The organism is Alistipes sp. CHKCI003 (genome assembly GCF_900021155.1).
In the GTDB taxonomy this organism is placed as follows: domain Bacteria; phylum Bacteroidota; class Bacteroidia; order Bacteroidales; family Rikenellaceae; genus Alistipes; species Alistipes excrementavium.
On the sequence record NZ_FCNT01000072.1, the window covers coordinates 1 to 16,300 of the forward strand.

General features: G+C 38.6%; 14 protein-coding genes, 1 tRNA gene and 1 pseudogene. 14 read left to right on the forward strand and 2 right to left on the reverse strand.

Features of this window, described 5'->3' with window-relative positions; genetic code table 11:
• The 3 genes and pseudogenes from BN3659_RS13175 to BN3659_RS09370 all read left to right on the forward strand — a co-directional run.
• A pseudogene (locus tag BN3659_RS13175) lies at positions 1–185 on the forward strand (RagB/SusD family nutrient uptake outer membrane protein); the annotation flags it as partial.
• Between the two features lie 193 nt (positions 186–378).
• Positions 379–451 (forward strand) — tRNA-Phe (locus BN3659_RS09365).
• Between the two features lie 253 nt (positions 452–704).
• A complete protein-coding gene (locus tag BN3659_RS09370; RefSeq protein ID WP_091536457.1) occupies positions 705–1,937 on the forward strand; it encodes a site-specific integrase in 1,233 nt (410 codons plus the stop codon).
• Positions 1,938–2,339: 402 nt separating this feature from the next.
• On the opposite strand, the gene BN3659_RS09375 is transcribed toward BN3659_RS09370, so the two are convergent.
• Positions 2,340–2,633: a helix-turn-helix domain-containing protein gene (locus tag BN3659_RS09375; RefSeq protein WP_091536481.1), complete on the reverse strand. Its 294-nt coding sequence runs from the start codon at positions 2,631–2,633 to the stop codon at positions 2,340–2,342.
• 18 nt (positions 2,634–2,651) lie between these two features.
• Positions 2,652–2,930: a helix-turn-helix domain-containing protein gene (locus BN3659_RS09380; RefSeq protein ID WP_091536459.1), complete on the reverse strand. Its 279-nt coding sequence runs from the start codon at positions 2,928–2,930 to the stop codon at positions 2,652–2,654.
• Between the two features lie 693 nt (positions 2,931–3,623).
• Here BN3659_RS09380 and BN3659_RS09385 point away from each other — a divergent pair.
• From BN3659_RS09385 to BN3659_RS09435, 11 genes are all read left to right on the forward strand, one after another.
• Positions 3,624–3,830 (forward strand): helix-turn-helix transcriptional regulator, encoded by a 207-nt coding sequence (locus BN3659_RS09385; RefSeq protein ID WP_091536460.1) that lies wholly within the window; start codon positions 3,624–3,626, stop codon positions 3,828–3,830.
• 37 nt (positions 3,831–3,867) lie between these two features.
• On the forward strand, positions 3,868–5,421 hold the full coding sequence (locus tag BN3659_RS09390) for a type I restriction-modification system subunit M (RefSeq protein WP_091536462.1): 1,554 nt from the start codon (positions 3,868–3,870) through the stop codon (positions 5,419–5,421).
• A complete protein-coding gene (locus BN3659_RS09395; RefSeq protein WP_091536464.1) occupies positions 5,418–6,113 on the forward strand; it encodes a restriction endonuclease subunit S in 696 nt (231 codons plus the stop codon). The genes BN3659_RS09390 and BN3659_RS09395 overlap by 4 nt, the downstream gene beginning before the upstream one ends.
• On the forward strand, positions 6,106–6,696 hold the full coding sequence (locus BN3659_RS09400; RefSeq protein WP_224757839.1) for a restriction endonuclease subunit S: 591 nt from the start codon (positions 6,106–6,108) through the stop codon (positions 6,694–6,696). Before BN3659_RS09395 ends, BN3659_RS09400 begins: the two co-directional genes overlap by 8 nt.
• 1 nt (position 6,697) lies before the next feature.
• Positions 6,698–7,834: an AAA family ATPase gene (locus BN3659_RS09405; protein WP_091536467.1), complete on the forward strand. Its 1,137-nt coding sequence runs from the start codon at positions 6,698–6,700 to the stop codon at positions 7,832–7,834.
• A 1-nt stretch (position 7,835) separates the two neighbouring features.
• Positions 7,836–10,943 carry a type I restriction endonuclease subunit R gene (locus BN3659_RS09410; protein WP_091536469.1) on the forward strand — a complete coding sequence of 1,036 codons (3,108 nt, stop codon included), beginning with the start codon at positions 7,836–7,838 and terminating at the stop codon, positions 10,941–10,943.
• Between the two features lie 21 nt (positions 10,944–10,964).
• Positions 10,965–11,435, forward strand: coding sequence for a hypothetical protein (locus tag BN3659_RS09415; protein ID WP_091536470.1), 471 nt, complete (start codon positions 10,965–10,967; stop codon positions 11,433–11,435).
• Positions 11,436–11,437: 2 nt separating this feature from the next.
• The gene (locus BN3659_RS09420; RefSeq protein ID WP_091536472.1) at positions 11,438–12,268 is read left to right on the forward strand and encodes a GIY-YIG nuclease family protein; all 831 of its coding nucleotides are present in this window, start codon (positions 11,438–11,440) and stop codon (positions 12,266–12,268) included.
• A complete protein-coding gene (locus BN3659_RS09425) occupies positions 12,265–12,996 on the forward strand; it encodes a TIGR02391 family protein (protein WP_091536474.1) in 732 nt (243 codons plus the stop codon). Before BN3659_RS09420 ends, BN3659_RS09425 begins: the two co-directional genes overlap by 4 nt.
• Positions 12,997–13,037: 41 nt before the next feature.
• Positions 13,038–14,429: an RNA-binding domain-containing protein gene (locus BN3659_RS09430; RefSeq protein ID WP_091536475.1), complete on the forward strand. Its 1,392-nt coding sequence runs from the start codon at positions 13,038–13,040 to the stop codon at positions 14,427–14,429.
• Between the two features lie 84 nt (positions 14,430–14,513).
• Positions 14,514–15,509 carry an AlbA family DNA-binding domain-containing protein gene (locus BN3659_RS09435; RefSeq protein WP_091536477.1) on the forward strand — a complete coding sequence of 332 codons (996 nt, stop codon included), beginning with the start codon at positions 14,514–14,516 and terminating at the stop codon, positions 15,507–15,509.
• Positions 15,510–16,300: the final 791 nt, after the last annotated feature.

Genomic DNA, 16,300 nt, shown 5'->3' on the forward strand with positions numbered 1-16,300 from the left:
AGCGTTGGGGCATCGGCATGAAACGAAATGCACAAACGGCTTGCATTTCGATCCTCGCCGGCGGTACGGCAACTTACGAAATGCAGAAATCGGCTGACGATCCGCAATTCGTCTGGCCCATTCCGCACTACGAATTGCAGAACAACCCCAATTTCGGCGAGCAAAACGAAGCTTACCGCAATTAGTTCAAGCCGTGTCCGGCGGCCGGGCCTGAGGGTCCGGCCGCTTTTCGCTTCCCTGCGCCGCATGTACGGAAGATAGGGCGGGGCCTTGCTGTTTTTTTAGAGTTTCCGGCGGTTTTTCCGGCAGAAATTTTGGAAATTCGAAAAATCGTTTTACCTTTGCACTCGCTTAAGACACATAAGCGTTGATATTGATGGTGCCATAGCTCAGTTGGTAGAGCAAAGGACTGAAAATCCTTGTGTCCCCGGTTCGATTCCTGGTGGCACCACAGCAAAGAAAAGCAAAACAACGTAAAATCCTGATTTTCAACGAAAATCGGGATTTTTTATTTTCCCACAAAACGCAAAAAAGTGCGGTTCACGACCGCCTTTGGTGGAGCAGGAGGTGGAGCAGACGGGTGTTCCAAATATCTCCACCTTGAAAGGGTGCTTTTCGCTGATTCACAACATTTTGCATAGCATCAAAACGGACTCGGATTCTTACTTTTGCCAAATAAAAGTTTAACTTAAAAGTAGGAAAAAATGAGACGAGATTCATTTAATGTGCTTTTCTTTATCAAGAAAACAAAACTGCTGAAGAACGGTGAGGCTTCAGTATGTATGCGTATCACAGTCAATGGCGCAAGAGTAGAAACAAACATTCGCAAAAGCATCGAGCCAGTATCGTGGAACCAGGCAAAGGAGTGTGCGAGGGGCAAAAGTCGTAAATCAACCGAGCTTAATAACTACATCGAGGAGAGTCGAATCAAACTCCACCGAATTTACACGCAACTTGAAGAGAATGGGGAACTTATCACTGCCCGAATATTGCAGGAAAAGTTCTTTGGAGTGGACAAAAAGGTGGAGCAAGTACGCACCATTATCGGTAGTATGCGTGAACACAACGAGCAATGCCGAGCTTTGGTGGGTAAAGATTTCGCCCTAATCACTGTAAGACGCTACGAAAGTTGTACCCGCTATCTTGCCGAACTTATCAAACTGAAATACGACAAAGAGGATTTGCCTATTACGGAGGTAAATGGCGAACTTGTGCGAGCCTTTGAGTTCTATTTGAAGACCGAGAAGAATTGCCAGCAGAATACCGTTATCCGCTATATGAAGTGCTTGAAGAAGATTATCAACCTTGCACTTGCCAATGAGTGGATAGAGAAAAATCCTTTTGCGGGCATCAAGTTTCACGAGAAAGAGGTTGTGCGCGAGTTCCTGACGATGGACGAGCTTATGACAATATACCAAAAGGAGTTTTCGCTACCCCGCCTTGCATTGGTGCGCGATGTGTTTATCTTCGCAGCCTTTACGGGATTGGCATTTATAGATGTTCAGCAACTCGCCGCCGAGCATATCGTGCAGGACAACAACGGACACTATTGGATTCGCAAGACACGCCAAAAGACAAATAATATGTGCAATATTCCGCTGTTGGATATCCCAATGGCAATTCTCAAGAAATACGAGAACAACCCGACTTGCATTAAGCGTGGTGTATTACTTCCCGTTCCTTGCAATCAGAATATGAACAGCTACCTGAAAGAGATAGCCGATGTCTGCGGAATTCAGAAGCACCTTAGCACACACGTTGCCCGCCATTCCTACGCAACATCTGTGTGCTTGGCTAATGGTGTAAGTATAGAGAATGTAGCAAAGATGCTCGGTCACTCTAATATCAAGATGACGCAACACTATGCAAAGGTACTTGACAGTTCAATATTGAAGGATATGATGAATGTGAAGAGTGCAATAGTGAATTTAGGATAAGAGGTCTGCGGTACGCTTCACTTGCTTTCATCCCTTTATAAAGTTAACTCGGAGGGCAATACCTACAACTTCAGGCCTACGGGTTTTCGAGCAAAAAATTATCTTCGACAATTTTTCACCCGAAAAAACTTTCCGGTATTACCGTCCGAGTTGAGGATGGGATTGGGACGAAGCAAGCGAAGCGACCTACGACGCATAAATCAAGGTCAAATCTATTAAGAGTATCAATCTTCAAATTATAATCAAGCCGCTATTATTATAAAAAACAGAGTTGGGGACAAAGGCAGCTCGCTCCCAACTCTGCATAATAAGTTCAGTCAGTGTTTCCTTTACACTTATAATATACCCTATCGGGTGTAATTTGCAAGTGCTTAACCCATATTATACCTTATAGGGTATAATCTAAAACTTGCCTCGATAGCAACTTTGCAATACTCGTTCAATATCGCTTTCCCGATAAAGGATTTTTCCACCCAGTTGGCGGTACGGCAAAATGCCGTTGTTCCGATAGTCTTGCAAGGTGCGGCGACTGATTTTCAAGCGTTGCGACAACTCCCTGTCGGTCAAATAGTGTTCGCCACCCAATAGCGGTTGATTCTCGTTAGCCATCGTTGCGGTATCTTTGGCAATGCGGTCTAGTTCTGAAAATAGACCGCGTACCCACTCGTGCTTGTGCGTGATAACTTCGTTACTCATAGGCATAAAAATTATAGGTTAAACATCATTACAATCTTCGATAAGTTGCTCCACATCTTCGGGACGATAGTAGATACGATTGTTAATTTTTGAGTGAGGCAAACGCCCACTATCCCGAAGAGTCTGCAATGTGCGAGGACTAATCTTCAACGCCTGACAGACATCTTGATTGTCCATCCAATCGCTCATACGCCTGCCACTACGCTGGCGATTGATGCGATCCATTCGCTTAACGAACTGCCCGAGGCGCGACACAAGCTCCTCAAAGGTCTTTTTCTCAATGCTGATAATCTCCATAACTATTTCATTTTACATTAAACATTCGCTTTCTAAGTGCTAAGTAAAAACAAAAAATAATACCCTCAGCATAACCGACATAACGTGTCGTGGGGTGTCATCAGATTGCATAATTGGTAGTATTTTAGAAAGTAAATCGCTAATCCAATTACAGAAAGAGTGATTGACAGACTGCAAGATTGAGTGACAGCAAGTCTGGCAGATTGCAAGATTGAGTGATTGCATTACTTGTTATAATCACTAATGATTACACTCATTCATTATTGCTTGATTTGCTTATTGGTTATAAACAAGTAACCAACAAGTATTATAACCACCTCACCAAAGCCGATATTTGAGTGAAATTTAGACTACTGTAGAGTAATTTTCAGGCACTGGAAATTTATGTTCAAGCGAACATAGCAAGTTGTGTTTTGGGGCACCCGAAATGTTTTCGGCGTCCCAAAACTACCAATCGGCATCCTACCCTCCAAAGTCGGGAGGATTTGATGTTTTTATATTGCAAGTACTTTCACTTTATGTACAAGCTTTATGCTCCGAATAATCATATAAGCTATTCGAATGTTCATCCCTGAATTATAAAAATTACAATTTATGCAGTAAAAAAGTTGCTAACAAAAGACATGGTTTAGGAATTTATCATTATATTTGCAAATAAAGTCAATTTATTGAGGTCGATATTTAAGGCAAAATATGAAAACTGATAGGATTAATCGGATAAAAGTTGTGCTAGCTGAACAAAACAAAACAGGTAAATGGTTGGCAGAGCAACTTCAAAAGAATGAGGCTACTGTTTCTCGGTGGTGTTCAAATACATCACAGCCAAGTTTAGAGGTTCTAACCAGGATTGCAGAAATTCTCAATATGGATAGGAAAGATTTGATAAATAGTAGTAAGTAGCATTTACTATTGAGTATATAAAAATTGCATAACGATAATGACAAGCAATACACAAAGAGCTCTATTACAGGCTCAAATATGGAAAATCGCTAACGAGGTGCGTGGTGCGGTTGATGGATGGGACTTTAAGCAGTTTGTCCTCGGTACATTATTCTACCGTTTTATTAGCGAGAATTTTACCAATTATATTGAAGGAGGAGACGAAAGCATTGATTATGCCAATCTGCCTGATAGCATAATCACTCCCGAAATTAAAGACGATGCGATTAAGACCAAAGGATATTTCATATACCCAAGTCAGTTATTTGTAAATATCGCTAAAACAGCGAACAAGAATCCAAATCTAAACACAGACCTCAAAGCTATATTTACAGCAATTGAGGGTTCTGCGGTTGGTTATGATTCCGAGGGCGACATCAAAGGCCTATTTGCAGACTTTGATACCACAAGCACTCGATTGGGTAATACAGTAGAGGATAAAAACAGTCGCTTGGCAGCAGTTATAAAGGGTGTTGAGGGTTTAGACTTTGGCAATTTTGAGGATAATCATATTGACTTATTTGGCGATGCCTATGAGTTCTTGATACACAATTATGCTGCTAATGCAGGAAAATCAGGTGGCGAATTTTTTACGCCTCAATGTGTATCAAAACTCATTGCTCAACTAGCAATGCACAACCAAAGCACAATCAATAAGATTTATGACCCTGCTGCAGGCTCTGGTTCATTATTGTTGCAGGCGAAAAAACAGTTTGATGAGCATATTATTGAAGAAGGTTTCTTTGGTCAAGAGATTAACCATACTACATACAATCTTGCTCGTATGAATATGTTTCTGCATAACATAAACTACGACAAGTTTAACATTGCGCTGGGCAATACTCTGATGGATCCTCAATTTGGCGATGACAAGCCTTTTGATGCGATTGTATCCAATCCTCCGTACTCCGTAAATTGGATTGGTTCTGATGACCCAACACTGATTAACGATGATCGATTTGCTCCTGCAGGTGTGTTAGCCCCTAAGTCAAAAGCGGACTTCGCTTTTGTACTGCACGCATTGAGTTATCTTTCAAGCAAAGGTAGAGCTGCTATAGTATGCTTCCCTGGTATTTTCTATCGCGGAGGAGCAGAACAGAAAATTAGGAAATATTTGGTAGATAATAACTTTGTAGAAACAGTCATTGCGCTCGCTCCGAACCTTTTCTATGGAACTACGATTGCGGTAAATATTTTAGTTTTATCCAAGCATAAGATGGATACAAAAACGCAATTTATTGATGCTACGGGTAATGATTTCTTCAGGAAGGAAACCAATAATAATGTTCTTGACGAAAAGCATATAAAAAAGATTTTAGAAATCTTCGACAGCAAAGAAGATATTGAAGCAATTACAAAGTCTATTGATAACAAACTAATTGCAGAGAATGATTACAACCTTTCGGTAAGTAGTTATATAGAAGCAAAAGAGACCCGAAAAGAAACCAATATTAAGGAACTCAATGAACGTATCCGTAAGATTGTAGCACGAGAGAACGAGTTGCGAAGCGAAATAGATAAAATTATTGCAGAATTGGAGGAAGAGGTATGAGTGAATTAACTAAACTATTGACATCATATTGCCCAAATGGCGTAGAGTACAAAAAAATAGGCGAAATAGGTGTGCTGTTTGGAGGACTAACTGGAAAGTCGAAAGAGGACTTCAAAAATGGCAATGCCAAATTTATAACATATCGCAACATATATTCTAATCCATCTTTAGATTTGAATATACAAGATAAAGTTAAAATATTAGATGATGAGAAACAGCATATTGTTCGATATGGAGATATTTTATTTACAGGATCCTCTGAAACTCCTGACGAATGTGGTATGTCGTCAGTCGTCACTGTGCAAACTAATGAGGATTTATATCTTAACTCATTTTGTTTTGGTTTGCGTCTTCACAATTTAGAAGAATACAATCTTCATTTCTTAAAACATTTATTAAGAAGTAATGACGTAAGAGGCCAGATTAAGCAAACTGCTAGTGGTGTTACACGATATAACATCTCTAAAAAGAGGTTTGTTAATATCAGTATACCCGTACCACCTATTGAAGTACAAACAAAGATTGCTGAAATTCTCGACCGCTTCGCGGAATATGCAGCGGAGCTGCAAGCGGAGCTGCAAGCGGAGCTGCAAGCGAGACAAGAACAATATGAATACTACCGAAATAAGTTGTTGACTTTCAATGAAATAGGGGGGGGGTATTCAAGGCGTAATATGGATGAAAATGAGTGAGATAGGTACATTCATAAGAGGAAATGGTTTGCAAAAGAAAGATTTCACAGAGAGTGGAATTCCATGCATTCATTATGGCCAGATATATACACATTATGGAACATTTGCAACAAAGACAAAATCGTACGTAAGTAGCGAAACGGCTAAGAAGTGCAAAAAGGCCCATTGTGGTGATTTGGTATTCGCAACTGTAAGTGAAAACATTGATGATGTTTGCAAATGTGTAGCTTGGCTTGGAAATGAAGAGATTTGTATTAGCGGTGATAGCTTAGCATTTTCTCACAACCAAAATCCCAAGTATATAGCATATTATTTTCAAACTTATGCATTTGCAAGATACAAAAGAAGTAGAGTTACTGGAACGAAAGTTATTAGATTGCACCAATCGCAATTAGAACAGTTTGAGATTCCTATACCATCTCTAGCAGAGCAAGCGCGCATTGTCAATATCCTTGATAAATTTGAAAGATTAGTTAGCGACCTTGTGCAAGGTTTACCCGCAGAGATTGCAGCAGTGCAAGAGCAGTATGAATATTATAGAGATAAACTACTATCATTTCCAGAGTATAAACTAAGTGCTTGATATGGGAAAGACATTGACTGAAATAGCCCAAACACTCAAAGATACCGATAAGAAGGTCCAGTTAATTTATGCCTTCAATGGTGTGGGAAAAACTCGCCTTTCTCGCGAGTTTAAGGAGTTGGTTGCGCCCAAAATAGAAGGTGAAGCAGCAGCAGAAGAAGAAGAAGAAGAGATGCTAATAAAAGTTCTCTACTACAATGCTTTCACTGAAGATTTGTTCTATTGGGACAATGATTTGGACAAAGATAAAAACAGAAAGTTAATCATACATCCAAACAACTTTACAGATTGGATATTCAAAGATCAAGGTCAAGAGTCTAATGTAATTACCCACTTCCAACATTATACGAACGACAAACTTACTCCATCATTTAACGAAGACTTCAATGAGATTACTTTTTCATTAGAGCGTGGAGATGATAATAAGATAGACAATATTAAAATCTCCAAAGGAGAAGAGAGTTGTCTTATTTGGTGTGTGTTTTTTAGCTTAATAAAACTGGTTGTAGATACATTGAATGAGCCAGAACCTGCAAATCGTGACACCAATCAATTTGATGAGTTGGAATATATTTTTATCGATGACCCTGTCAGTTCTTTGGATGAGAATCACCTAATAGAACTTGCTATTAATATTGCTGAATTAATAAAGTCGAGTAAATCCGATATTAAATTTATCATTACAACTCATAATCCATTGTTTTATAATGTACTTTACAACGAGTTAGAGCTTAAGAAGAAAAATAGGCAAGGAAACAAGTGCTGCTATCTATTAAAGAAAGAAGACGATGGCACATATGAGTTGAATGGAAAACTTGGAGACTCAAATAAGAGTTTCTCATACCACTTGTATTTGAGGTCTGTCCTCCAAGAAGCAGTTGATGATAATAAGATTGAAAAGTATCATTTCATGCTTCTTCGAAATCTTTACGAAAAGACCGCAAACTTTTTAGGCTATCCTCAATGGTCTGACTTGTTACCTGATGACAAGAAAACATATTATAACAGGATTATTCAATTCACAAGCCATTCTACATTGTCAAACGAGACTGTCCCGGAACCTACGGAGCCTGAAAAGAATACATTAAAATTGCTCTTAAAGCATCTTGTCGACAATAATTATTATACTGAAGAATAAAATGGCATATTATAACACTATAGCAGAATCAAATAATTTCATAGTACTTGATGACTATGAGAAGTACTCAGTGTTAAATGAGCCTTCTGTTGTGTATCAAACAGAGGCATCGCTTGAACATGAGTTTATTCAAGATTTAAGGAATCAGGGTTACGAATATTTACCTGACTTAAATACTCCTGAAGCATTGCTTGCTAATGTCAGAACGCAACTGCAAGCACTCAATGATGTTGAATTTACTGATAGCGAATGGGATAGATATGTAGAGGAGTATTTAGATAAGCCAAGTGATTCTCTTGTCGAGAAAACAAGAAAAATCCAAGATGACTATATCTACGATTTTGTTTTTGATGATGGCCATATAAAGAACATCTACTTAGTAGATAAACAGAATTTATCAAGAAACAAGGTCCAAGTCATAAGGCAGTTCGTACAAGAAGGTTCACATCTTAATCGTTATGATGTGACAATCTTGGTTAATGGATTGCCTTTGGTTCAAGTTGAGCTTAAGAAACGAGGTGTAGCAATTAGAGAAGCATTCAATCAAGTACATCGCTATTCAAAAGAGAGTTTTAACACAAATAACTCTTTATACAAGTATATCCAAATCTTTGTTATCTCTAATGGCACAGATAGTCGATATTTTGCCAATACTGTAGAGCGAAACAAGAATAGCTTTGACTTTACAATGAATTGGGCCAAGGCAAACAACTCATTGATTAAAGACTTGAAGGATTTTACTGCAACATTCTTTCAAAAGAATACTTTACTAAATGTAATACTGACATATTCAGTATTTGATTCAAACAATACGTTGTTGATAATGAGACCATATCAGATTGCTGCAACGGAGAGAATACTATGGAAAATCAAAAGCTCATATCAGGCAAAGAAATGGTCTACTACAGAAGGCGGTGGATATATTTGGCATACAACAGGTTCGGGTAAGACTCTAACTAGTTTTAAGGCTGCGAGACTGGCAACTCAACTTGACTTCATTGATAAAGTATTCTTTGTTGTTGATAGAAAGGATCTTGACTATCAAACAATGAAGGAGTATCAACGATTCTCTCCTGATAGTGTGAATGGATCGGAAAGTACTGCCGGATTGAAGCGTAATATTGATAAGGATGACAATAAGATTATTGTTACAACTATTCAGAAACTGAATAATCTGATGAAGAGCGAAAGTGATCTGCCAATTTATCAGAAACAAGTTGTTTTTATCTTTGACGAGGCACACCGCTCACAGTTTGGTGAAGCACAAAAGCTATTAAAGAAGAAATTTAAGAAATACTATCAGTTTGGATTTACAGGAACTCCAATCTTCCCAGAAAATGCACTTGGTTCTGATACCACTGCGAGTGTGTTCGGAAGAGAGTTGCATTCGTATGTTATTACAGATGCCATTCGTGATGAAAAAGTTCTAAAATTCAAGGTCGATTATAACAATGTTCGTCCTCGATTCAAGGGAATCGAAACTGAACGAGATGAGAAAAAGTTAAGTGCGGCAGAAAACAAGTCTGCACTGCTTCACCCTGCACGTATCAAAGAAATATCTCAGTATATATTGGATAATTTCAAGATAAAAACTCATCGAGGTATAGGTGCGAATAAGGGGTTTAATGCGATGTTTGCAGTTAGTAGTGTAGATGCCGCTAAGTGCTATTATGAGGAATTAAATAACCTTCAGCAAGGAACTGAAAAGCCATTAAAGATAGCAACAATCTTTTCGTTTGCGGCCAATGAAGAGCAATCGGCAATTGGCGAAATTATCGATGAGAATTTTGAGCCAACGGCAATGGATATTAGTGCGAAAGAATTTTTGACTAATGCCATCAACGATTATAATGCTATGTTTAAAACAAGTTTTGGAGTAGACAGCAGAGAGTTCCAAAACTATTATAGAGATCTTGCCAAACGAGTAAAGAATAAGGAAATAGACCTTGTTATCGTTGTAGGTATGTTCCTTACCGGCTTTGATGCCCCTACGCTAAACACTCTATTTGTTGATAAGAATTTACGTTATCACGGACTAATTCAAGCGTTCTCACGTACAAACAGAATTTTTGATGCAACAAAGACATTCGGGAATATCGTTACATTTAGGGATTTAGAGCAACATACAATTGATGCTATAACTCTGTTTGGAGATAGTAATACTAGAAATGTAGTGCTCGAAAGAAGTTACAAAGAGTATCTGGAAGGATTTAAGGATATTGTTACTGGAGAAGCTCGTCGAGGGTATATTGAGGTCGTAAAAGAGTTGAATGAGCGATTCCCTAATGTTGATGAAATAGAGACAGAGCTGGATAAAAAGGATTTTTCTAAACTCTTTGGAGAGTACTTACGAATCGAGAATATTTTGCAGAACTATGATGAATATACTCATCTTAAGGCTTTGCAAGCGATAGACTTAGATAATCCTAATGCTGTTGAGGAATTTAAAAATACATATTTTGTAACAGATGAGGATATTAAGGATATGCAACAGGTAGAAATGTTGTCTGAACGAGCCGTTCAAGATTACAAATCTACTTATAACGATATTAGAGATTGGTTAAGACGTGAGAAGGATGGTTCTGTTGCCGAAAAATCTAAGATTGATTGGGATGACGTTGTCTTTGAGATTGACCTGCTTAAATCTCAAGAGATAAACTTGGACTATATACTGGAGTTAATCTTCGAGAAGAATAATAAGACCAAAGATAAAACTGCATTGATTGAAGAGATACGAGGTGTAATTCGTGCAAGTGTTGGAAATAGAGCAAAGGAAAGTCTTATCGTTGATTTTATTAACGAGACTGATTTGGATACTATTACTGATAAGGCTAGTATTATTGAGTCGTTCTTTGAATATGCACAAAGTAAACAGAAGCAAGAGGCATCAGAGTTAATTTCCTCTGAAAACTTAAATGAAGAAGAAGCCAAGCGATACATTACTGTTTCCTTAAAGCGTGAGTTTGTCAGTGAGAATGGAACAGACTTTAATAGTATCTTGCCAAAGATGAGTCCATTGAATCCTATGTACTTAACTAAAAAACATAAGGTGTTCCAATTGATTGCAGCATTCGTGGAGAAGTTTAAGGGAGTGGGAGGAAGAATATAGACATGTAATATTAGAATAAATATGAAAGCATTGATCGACGAGGCCAAGCAATATATTCAACGAGAAGTTGAACACAAGAATGATGTATTTATAACATTGTGTTCTTTGAATTTGCTTAATGCTGCAATTAAAGATAAGGTATACAAAAAAGAATTAAGTTATGGATATATTAAACCTCGTGTATCAAGGTTAGTTAATTATCTCACATCTCACTTTGAAAATGGATATGCTGATGAGTTATACTATGATTCTCAGCAGCATTGTATGTATATTAGGTGCTATGGCATACAGTTCAGCTTTCACAATATAACAGTTACAGAGGATATTAGTACTTTCGCTAATTCGGAATTAAATAATCCAGTTGAATGGGATGGTATCAGACTGCAACCTATTAGCAAAGATTTGTTTTTGCTGGCAAAAGACGTACATTCTGGAAATATAAAAGTAAATCAAATCAACGAGGTGTTTAAACATATCATTGAGGATAAGTAATTATGGGCAAAACAGTAACTACATACTTAATTGATGGAGATCCAAAGGGGACTCAATACGCATTTATCAGCAATAAGATTTGCCAGATGTTTGTTGTGCCACGCTCCAACCTATCATATCTAAATACGCAAGAGAAGTTACAGAAGCCTGCATTTTATATTTTGCTAGGCGAGGATGAGGCGACAAAACCTCAGGCATATATTGGGGAAACGGAGAATTTCCGTGAGCGAGTGAAAGACCACGACAGCAAGAAAGCATTTTGGCAGAAAGCTCTCATATTTGTGTCAAAAGATGCCGATATGACCAAAGCAGATGTACAATATTTAGAACACATGGCAATAGCCGAAGCAAAGAAAGCCAATGCCTTTGTATTGAGCGACAATAAGCAGACACCAAAGGCTCCAAATTTGCCCGAATATCAGCAGGACTCAATGGATGAGTTCTTTGAGGATGTAAAGTTCCTGGCCTCATTCATCGGCTGCAACATCTTTGAGGTATCGCAGCCAAAAGCAGAACATCTGTTCTATACTAAAGGGCGTGGTTGTGAAGCGAAGGGCTTCTATAGTTCCAATGGCTTTACGGTTTTGAAAGGCAGTGTTATTGCCAAAACTATGGTACCATCTTTCAACTGGAAAGAAAAACGTGAAAGCATGCTACATGAGTATGCCTCCATTGAAAATGATGAATTAGTAATGACCTCCGATAAAACTTTTCCAAGCCCAAGTACTGCAGCTGACTTCTGCATAGGCAGTAGCAATAATGGCTGGCTTGTGTGGAAAGATAAAGAAGGTAACACATTGGATTCAGTTTACAGAAAACAATTGGAACTATGAACAAATATAGAGAACAGTTAAATAAATGTATTCAAGTTGTTGATAGCGTTCGTAATATGATTAATGTACGACGGATTCCTAGCAACGCTATCAGTTATAATGACCTTTATAGTGCTTTATATCAATTAATTCCATTAATACCAGAAGAGTATCATATATTTAGAGACAGGTTGAGAGATAAGATACTACCTAACTTAAAAACATCGGATCTAATCTCGGTGAATCAATTTGGTCAACAACTAGTAACTCCTCAGAATGGCATTAATCCATACTCTTTTGGCGAAGTTATAGCAACTGTTACATATCTAAATGGATATAGTAATAATAATTCATCATCTTTTTGGGACAATATACACCCACAGATAGTTTCAGTCGCTAAAGATCGTTTTGATGATAGTTATTATGCAGATGCAGTAGAAGCTGCATTTAAGGAAGTAAATACTAGAGTTAAAGGAATTTATAAGAATAGGACATCCATTGAAAAAGATGGTGTAAAATTAATGCAATCAGCATTTTCTCCTCAAAATCCAATAATAAAATTAGGAGATATTTCAACTGAAACAGGTACAAATGTACAACAAGGATATATGGAAATGTTTGTGGGAGCAATGATTGGCATAAGAAACCCCAAAGCTCATAGCAATCAAACATTATCAAAAGCAGATGCTATTAGAAAATTACATTTTGCCAGTATGTTGATGTGTAAACTAGATAATGAACTGATTTAAATAGAATATTCATTAAAACATATAGATAGTACTGTTTGTATATGTCAGAAACCAACCGCATAGAATATAAAAGAGAATTGACTCCTGAACTTGATATTGAGAAGGAGGTTGTAGCGTTCCTTAACTACAAGGAGGGCGGATACATCTATATCGGCATTGATAAAGATGGCTCAACTGTGGGCGTGAACGATGTAGATGATTGTATGCTTAGGTTGAAAGACCGTATAAAGCATAACATTTCGCCTTCGGCTATGGGACTGTTCGATATTGCTGAGGAGCAAAAGGATGGACGTAGCATTATCAAAGTTACGGTAGCGAGTGGAATTGAGAAACCATATTTCAAAACGAAGTATGGAATGACTCCCCGAGGTGCGTATATGCGTGTTGGGACATCTGCCGATCCTATGCCACAGGAGCAGATTGACCGCTTGTTTGCAATGCGTACGCGCAACTCCATTGGCCGCATCGTTTCTAACCGTCAAGATTTGAGTTTTGAACAGCTGCGTATTTATTACGATGAGCGAGGCAAGAGACTCAATGATAATTTCAAGCGCACATTGGAGTTGCTCACAGATGATGGCAAGTACAACTATGTGGCATATCTGTTGGCTGATGAGAATGGCAATTCAATCAAAGTGGCAAAGTATTCAAGTCTTGACCGATGCGATTTGGTAGAGAACAACGAGTATGGATATTGTTCTCTTATTAAAGCGACCAAGAGTGTTTTGTCAAAACTGGATATTGAAAACAAGGTTGCTGCAACAATAACTCCAATGGAGCGCATTGAAACTCCATTGTGGAATAAGGTTGCTTTGCGCGAGGCTGTTATCAATGCCATTGTGCATAACGACTACTCATTTGAAGTTCCGCCTAAGTTTGAGATATTCCCCGACAGACTCGAGATAACTTCTGCTGGTCGTCTGCCCGAATCGCTCACAAGAGAAGAGTTCTTCAATGGTATCTCGATACCACGCAATAAAGAATTGATGCGTATCTACCGCGATGTGGAATTGGTAGAGTCATTAGGTTCTGGTATACCTCGTATTTTGCGTGCTTATGGCGAAGATTGTTTCAAGTTTACAGATAACTTTATTCGTATAACTTTGCCTATAAGTGCTCATGATACTGCTCATGATACTGCTCATGATACTGCTCATGATACTGCTCATGATACTGCTCATGATGTTGGAAGTGTATCTAAAGCTATTAGAACTATTGTTACTTGCATTGAAGGAGAAATTGATAGAGATACTCTACAATCCTTAATTGGCATCAAGCACCGAACATATTTCCGCAGTACATATATAAAGCCTGCTCTTGAAGAAGGTTATATAGAGTTTACTCTACCAAATGAGAAGCGAAGTAAACTGCAGAAATATCGCCTTACAGCAAAGGGTATAGCTTTGAAAAATAGCTTAACAAGCAATAAGTAATTTTGCGCAACCTATCATATAATATGTAAAAACCGTACTTTTTCTATATTTTATGATAGGTTATGCTAACAAGTATATTTTGACATGAATAAAATAACCTCAATTGACGATATTAATGCATTGATTGCTGCCGGCGTTGAAGAAAGCACAACACTTGAGTACAAAAGCGACATTAACACAACTAGCGATAAATGGAAAGGCGAAATGTCCAAGGATGTTAGTGCAATGGCTAATGCTAATGGTGGCACCATAATATATGGTGTTAAGGAGTTTGACGAAGAAGATAAACGGCATATTCCATCCCATATAACACCGATAGATACCACAAAAGTATCCAAGGAAACCATAGCCCAAGTTATATCAAGCAATATTAGTCCTAAAATTAAAGGATTAGAAATTAGTTGTTTGGTTGTAGATATGACCAAGCCAAATGAAGTTATATATATTGTAGATATTCCACAAAGTCATACAGCCCATCAGAATTTAAAGACAAAGCAATATCACAAGCGTTATTCAACTACGATTAATTCAATGGAGGATTACGAGATTCGAGATATTATGAATCGTAACATCCATCCTGATATAACTTTAGACTTTGAATTTCGACAAATAACAAAACAGGAATTATATTGGATACAACCAACATATAATCCTCTATATGGTTCACCCATGCCTGCTCAGCCGCAAATAGTGCAAAGAGCAATATTGGTTCTAAATTGTATTCCTAGAAATATTGGAACAATTGTAGCAGAACATGTTCACTATTTTGTAAAATTACCCGGAAATATCGTTGCTGCAGGACAAGAGTTTGATATCGCAGAAGTGAAAGACGGTTTTGTTACTATGCGTCGTGAAAACTTGTATTGTGATATTCTTGAAGGTAGCACTCCAACAAATATAAAGTATGGTTTTCCTCGTATTGTGCCGATACTTCCTGGTATGACAGGTGTACACAAAGGCATTGTCTTGCAACCAAATGCAAATCTTAATCAAGATATTGAAATAAGTTGGCGTTTGAATGCAGATGGAGCATCTATCAAAAGTGGTAAAATCAAATTAAAAGATATACCAAGGAAATAATATTTTGCTTTGTTTTATACCTGCTAGTAGTGATTCCGAACTGAGGTGGAGCAAAATTTTAGTGTAGCCATTTCTGTTTCAAATAATTTCACTACCTTTGCATAAAAGTAGGAACTTGACTCTGCGAGACACTGCAAAATGGTGCAGAATTTAGGTGGAGCAATAGCGGGAGATTACGATTGTTGCGATTCTTTAACACGAAGATATAGAGCCATTTAGAAATGAAACTCATTTTCTGGTGGTACCACTTCCCGATCGAAAAGAGGCTGTCTGACGAATTTCAGACAGCCTCTTTTCAATCGTTACAGTTTTCGTATTTTCCCCGAATAAGAGGTTCTCCGGAAGCGGCGGCAAAAGATTCGTTGGCCTGCCTTGTTTTCGTTGTTTGCCATTCGAGGTTACAGGACGCGGCCGAGTATGCGTGCTCGGACGGGACCTCGACAGCCGTCGATGATACGGAGCCGGGCGGCTTCGATTTGTTTTTTCCGCTCTGTTTGAAACGGAGCCCGAACCGCCGGGCGGACGGAGACGACGGCGGGAGTGCGCCGCTTCTGATCGAAACCGTGTCGGGTGGGGCAGTGCCCTCTTCTCGGATCGACGACTTTCGTTCGCTCGGGGCGAAGGACGGGGGCGCCGTTTGCCTGTTGTCGAAAGTCCGTGTTCGGCGATAAGACGGATGGAACGTCCGTTGTGTTGCGGAAGTTGACGCTCGCCGACAGAAGTGTCTGCTCCGCCTGCGAGTGCGGTACAGGACGGTCGGCCGGGGGCGAACCGGCGGAATTGTCGTCCGG

Excerpts from the sequence above, each read along its gene's own strand:
- BN3659_RS09370 (WP_091536457.1), top strand. The coding sequence starts at position 705 with ATGAGACGAGATTCATTTAATGTGCTTTTCTTTATCAAGAAAACAAAA.
- BN3659_RS09375 (WP_091536481.1), bottom strand. The coding sequence starts at position 2,633 with ATGAGTAACGAAGTTATCACGCACAAGCACGAGTGGGTACGCGGTCTA.
- BN3659_RS09380 (WP_091536459.1), bottom strand. The coding sequence starts at position 2,930 with ATGGAGATTATCAGCATTGAGAAAAAGACCTTTGAGGAGCTTGTGTCG.
- BN3659_RS09385 (WP_091536460.1), top strand. The coding sequence starts at position 3,624 with ATGAAAACTGATAGGATTAATCGGATAAAAGTTGTGCTAGCTGAACAA.
- BN3659_RS09390 (WP_091536462.1), top strand. The coding sequence starts at position 3,868 with ATGACAAGCAATACACAAAGAGCTCTATTACAGGCTCAAATATGGAAA.
- BN3659_RS09395 (WP_091536464.1), top strand. The coding sequence starts at position 5,418 with ATGAGTGAATTAACTAAACTATTGACATCATATTGCCCAAATGGCGTA.
- BN3659_RS09400 (WP_224757839.1), top strand. The coding sequence starts at position 6,106 with ATGAGTGAGATAGGTACATTCATAAGAGGAAATGGTTTGCAAAAGAAA.
- BN3659_RS09405 (WP_091536467.1), top strand. The coding sequence starts at position 6,698 with ATGGGAAAGACATTGACTGAAATAGCCCAAACACTCAAAGATACCGAT.
- BN3659_RS09410 (WP_091536469.1), top strand. The coding sequence starts at position 7,836 with ATGGCATATTATAACACTATAGCAGAATCAAATAATTTCATAGTACTT.
- BN3659_RS09415 (WP_091536470.1), top strand. The coding sequence starts at position 10,965 with ATGAAAGCATTGATCGACGAGGCCAAGCAATATATTCAACGAGAAGTT.
- BN3659_RS09420 (WP_091536472.1), top strand. The coding sequence starts at position 11,438 with ATGGGCAAAACAGTAACTACATACTTAATTGATGGAGATCCAAAGGGG.
- BN3659_RS09425 (WP_091536474.1), top strand. The coding sequence starts at position 12,265 with ATGAACAAATATAGAGAACAGTTAAATAAATGTATTCAAGTTGTTGAT.
- BN3659_RS09430 (WP_091536475.1), top strand. The coding sequence starts at position 13,038 with ATGTCAGAAACCAACCGCATAGAATATAAAAGAGAATTGACTCCTGAA.
- BN3659_RS09435 (WP_091536477.1), top strand. The coding sequence starts at position 14,514 with ATGAATAAAATAACCTCAATTGACGATATTAATGCATTGATTGCTGCC.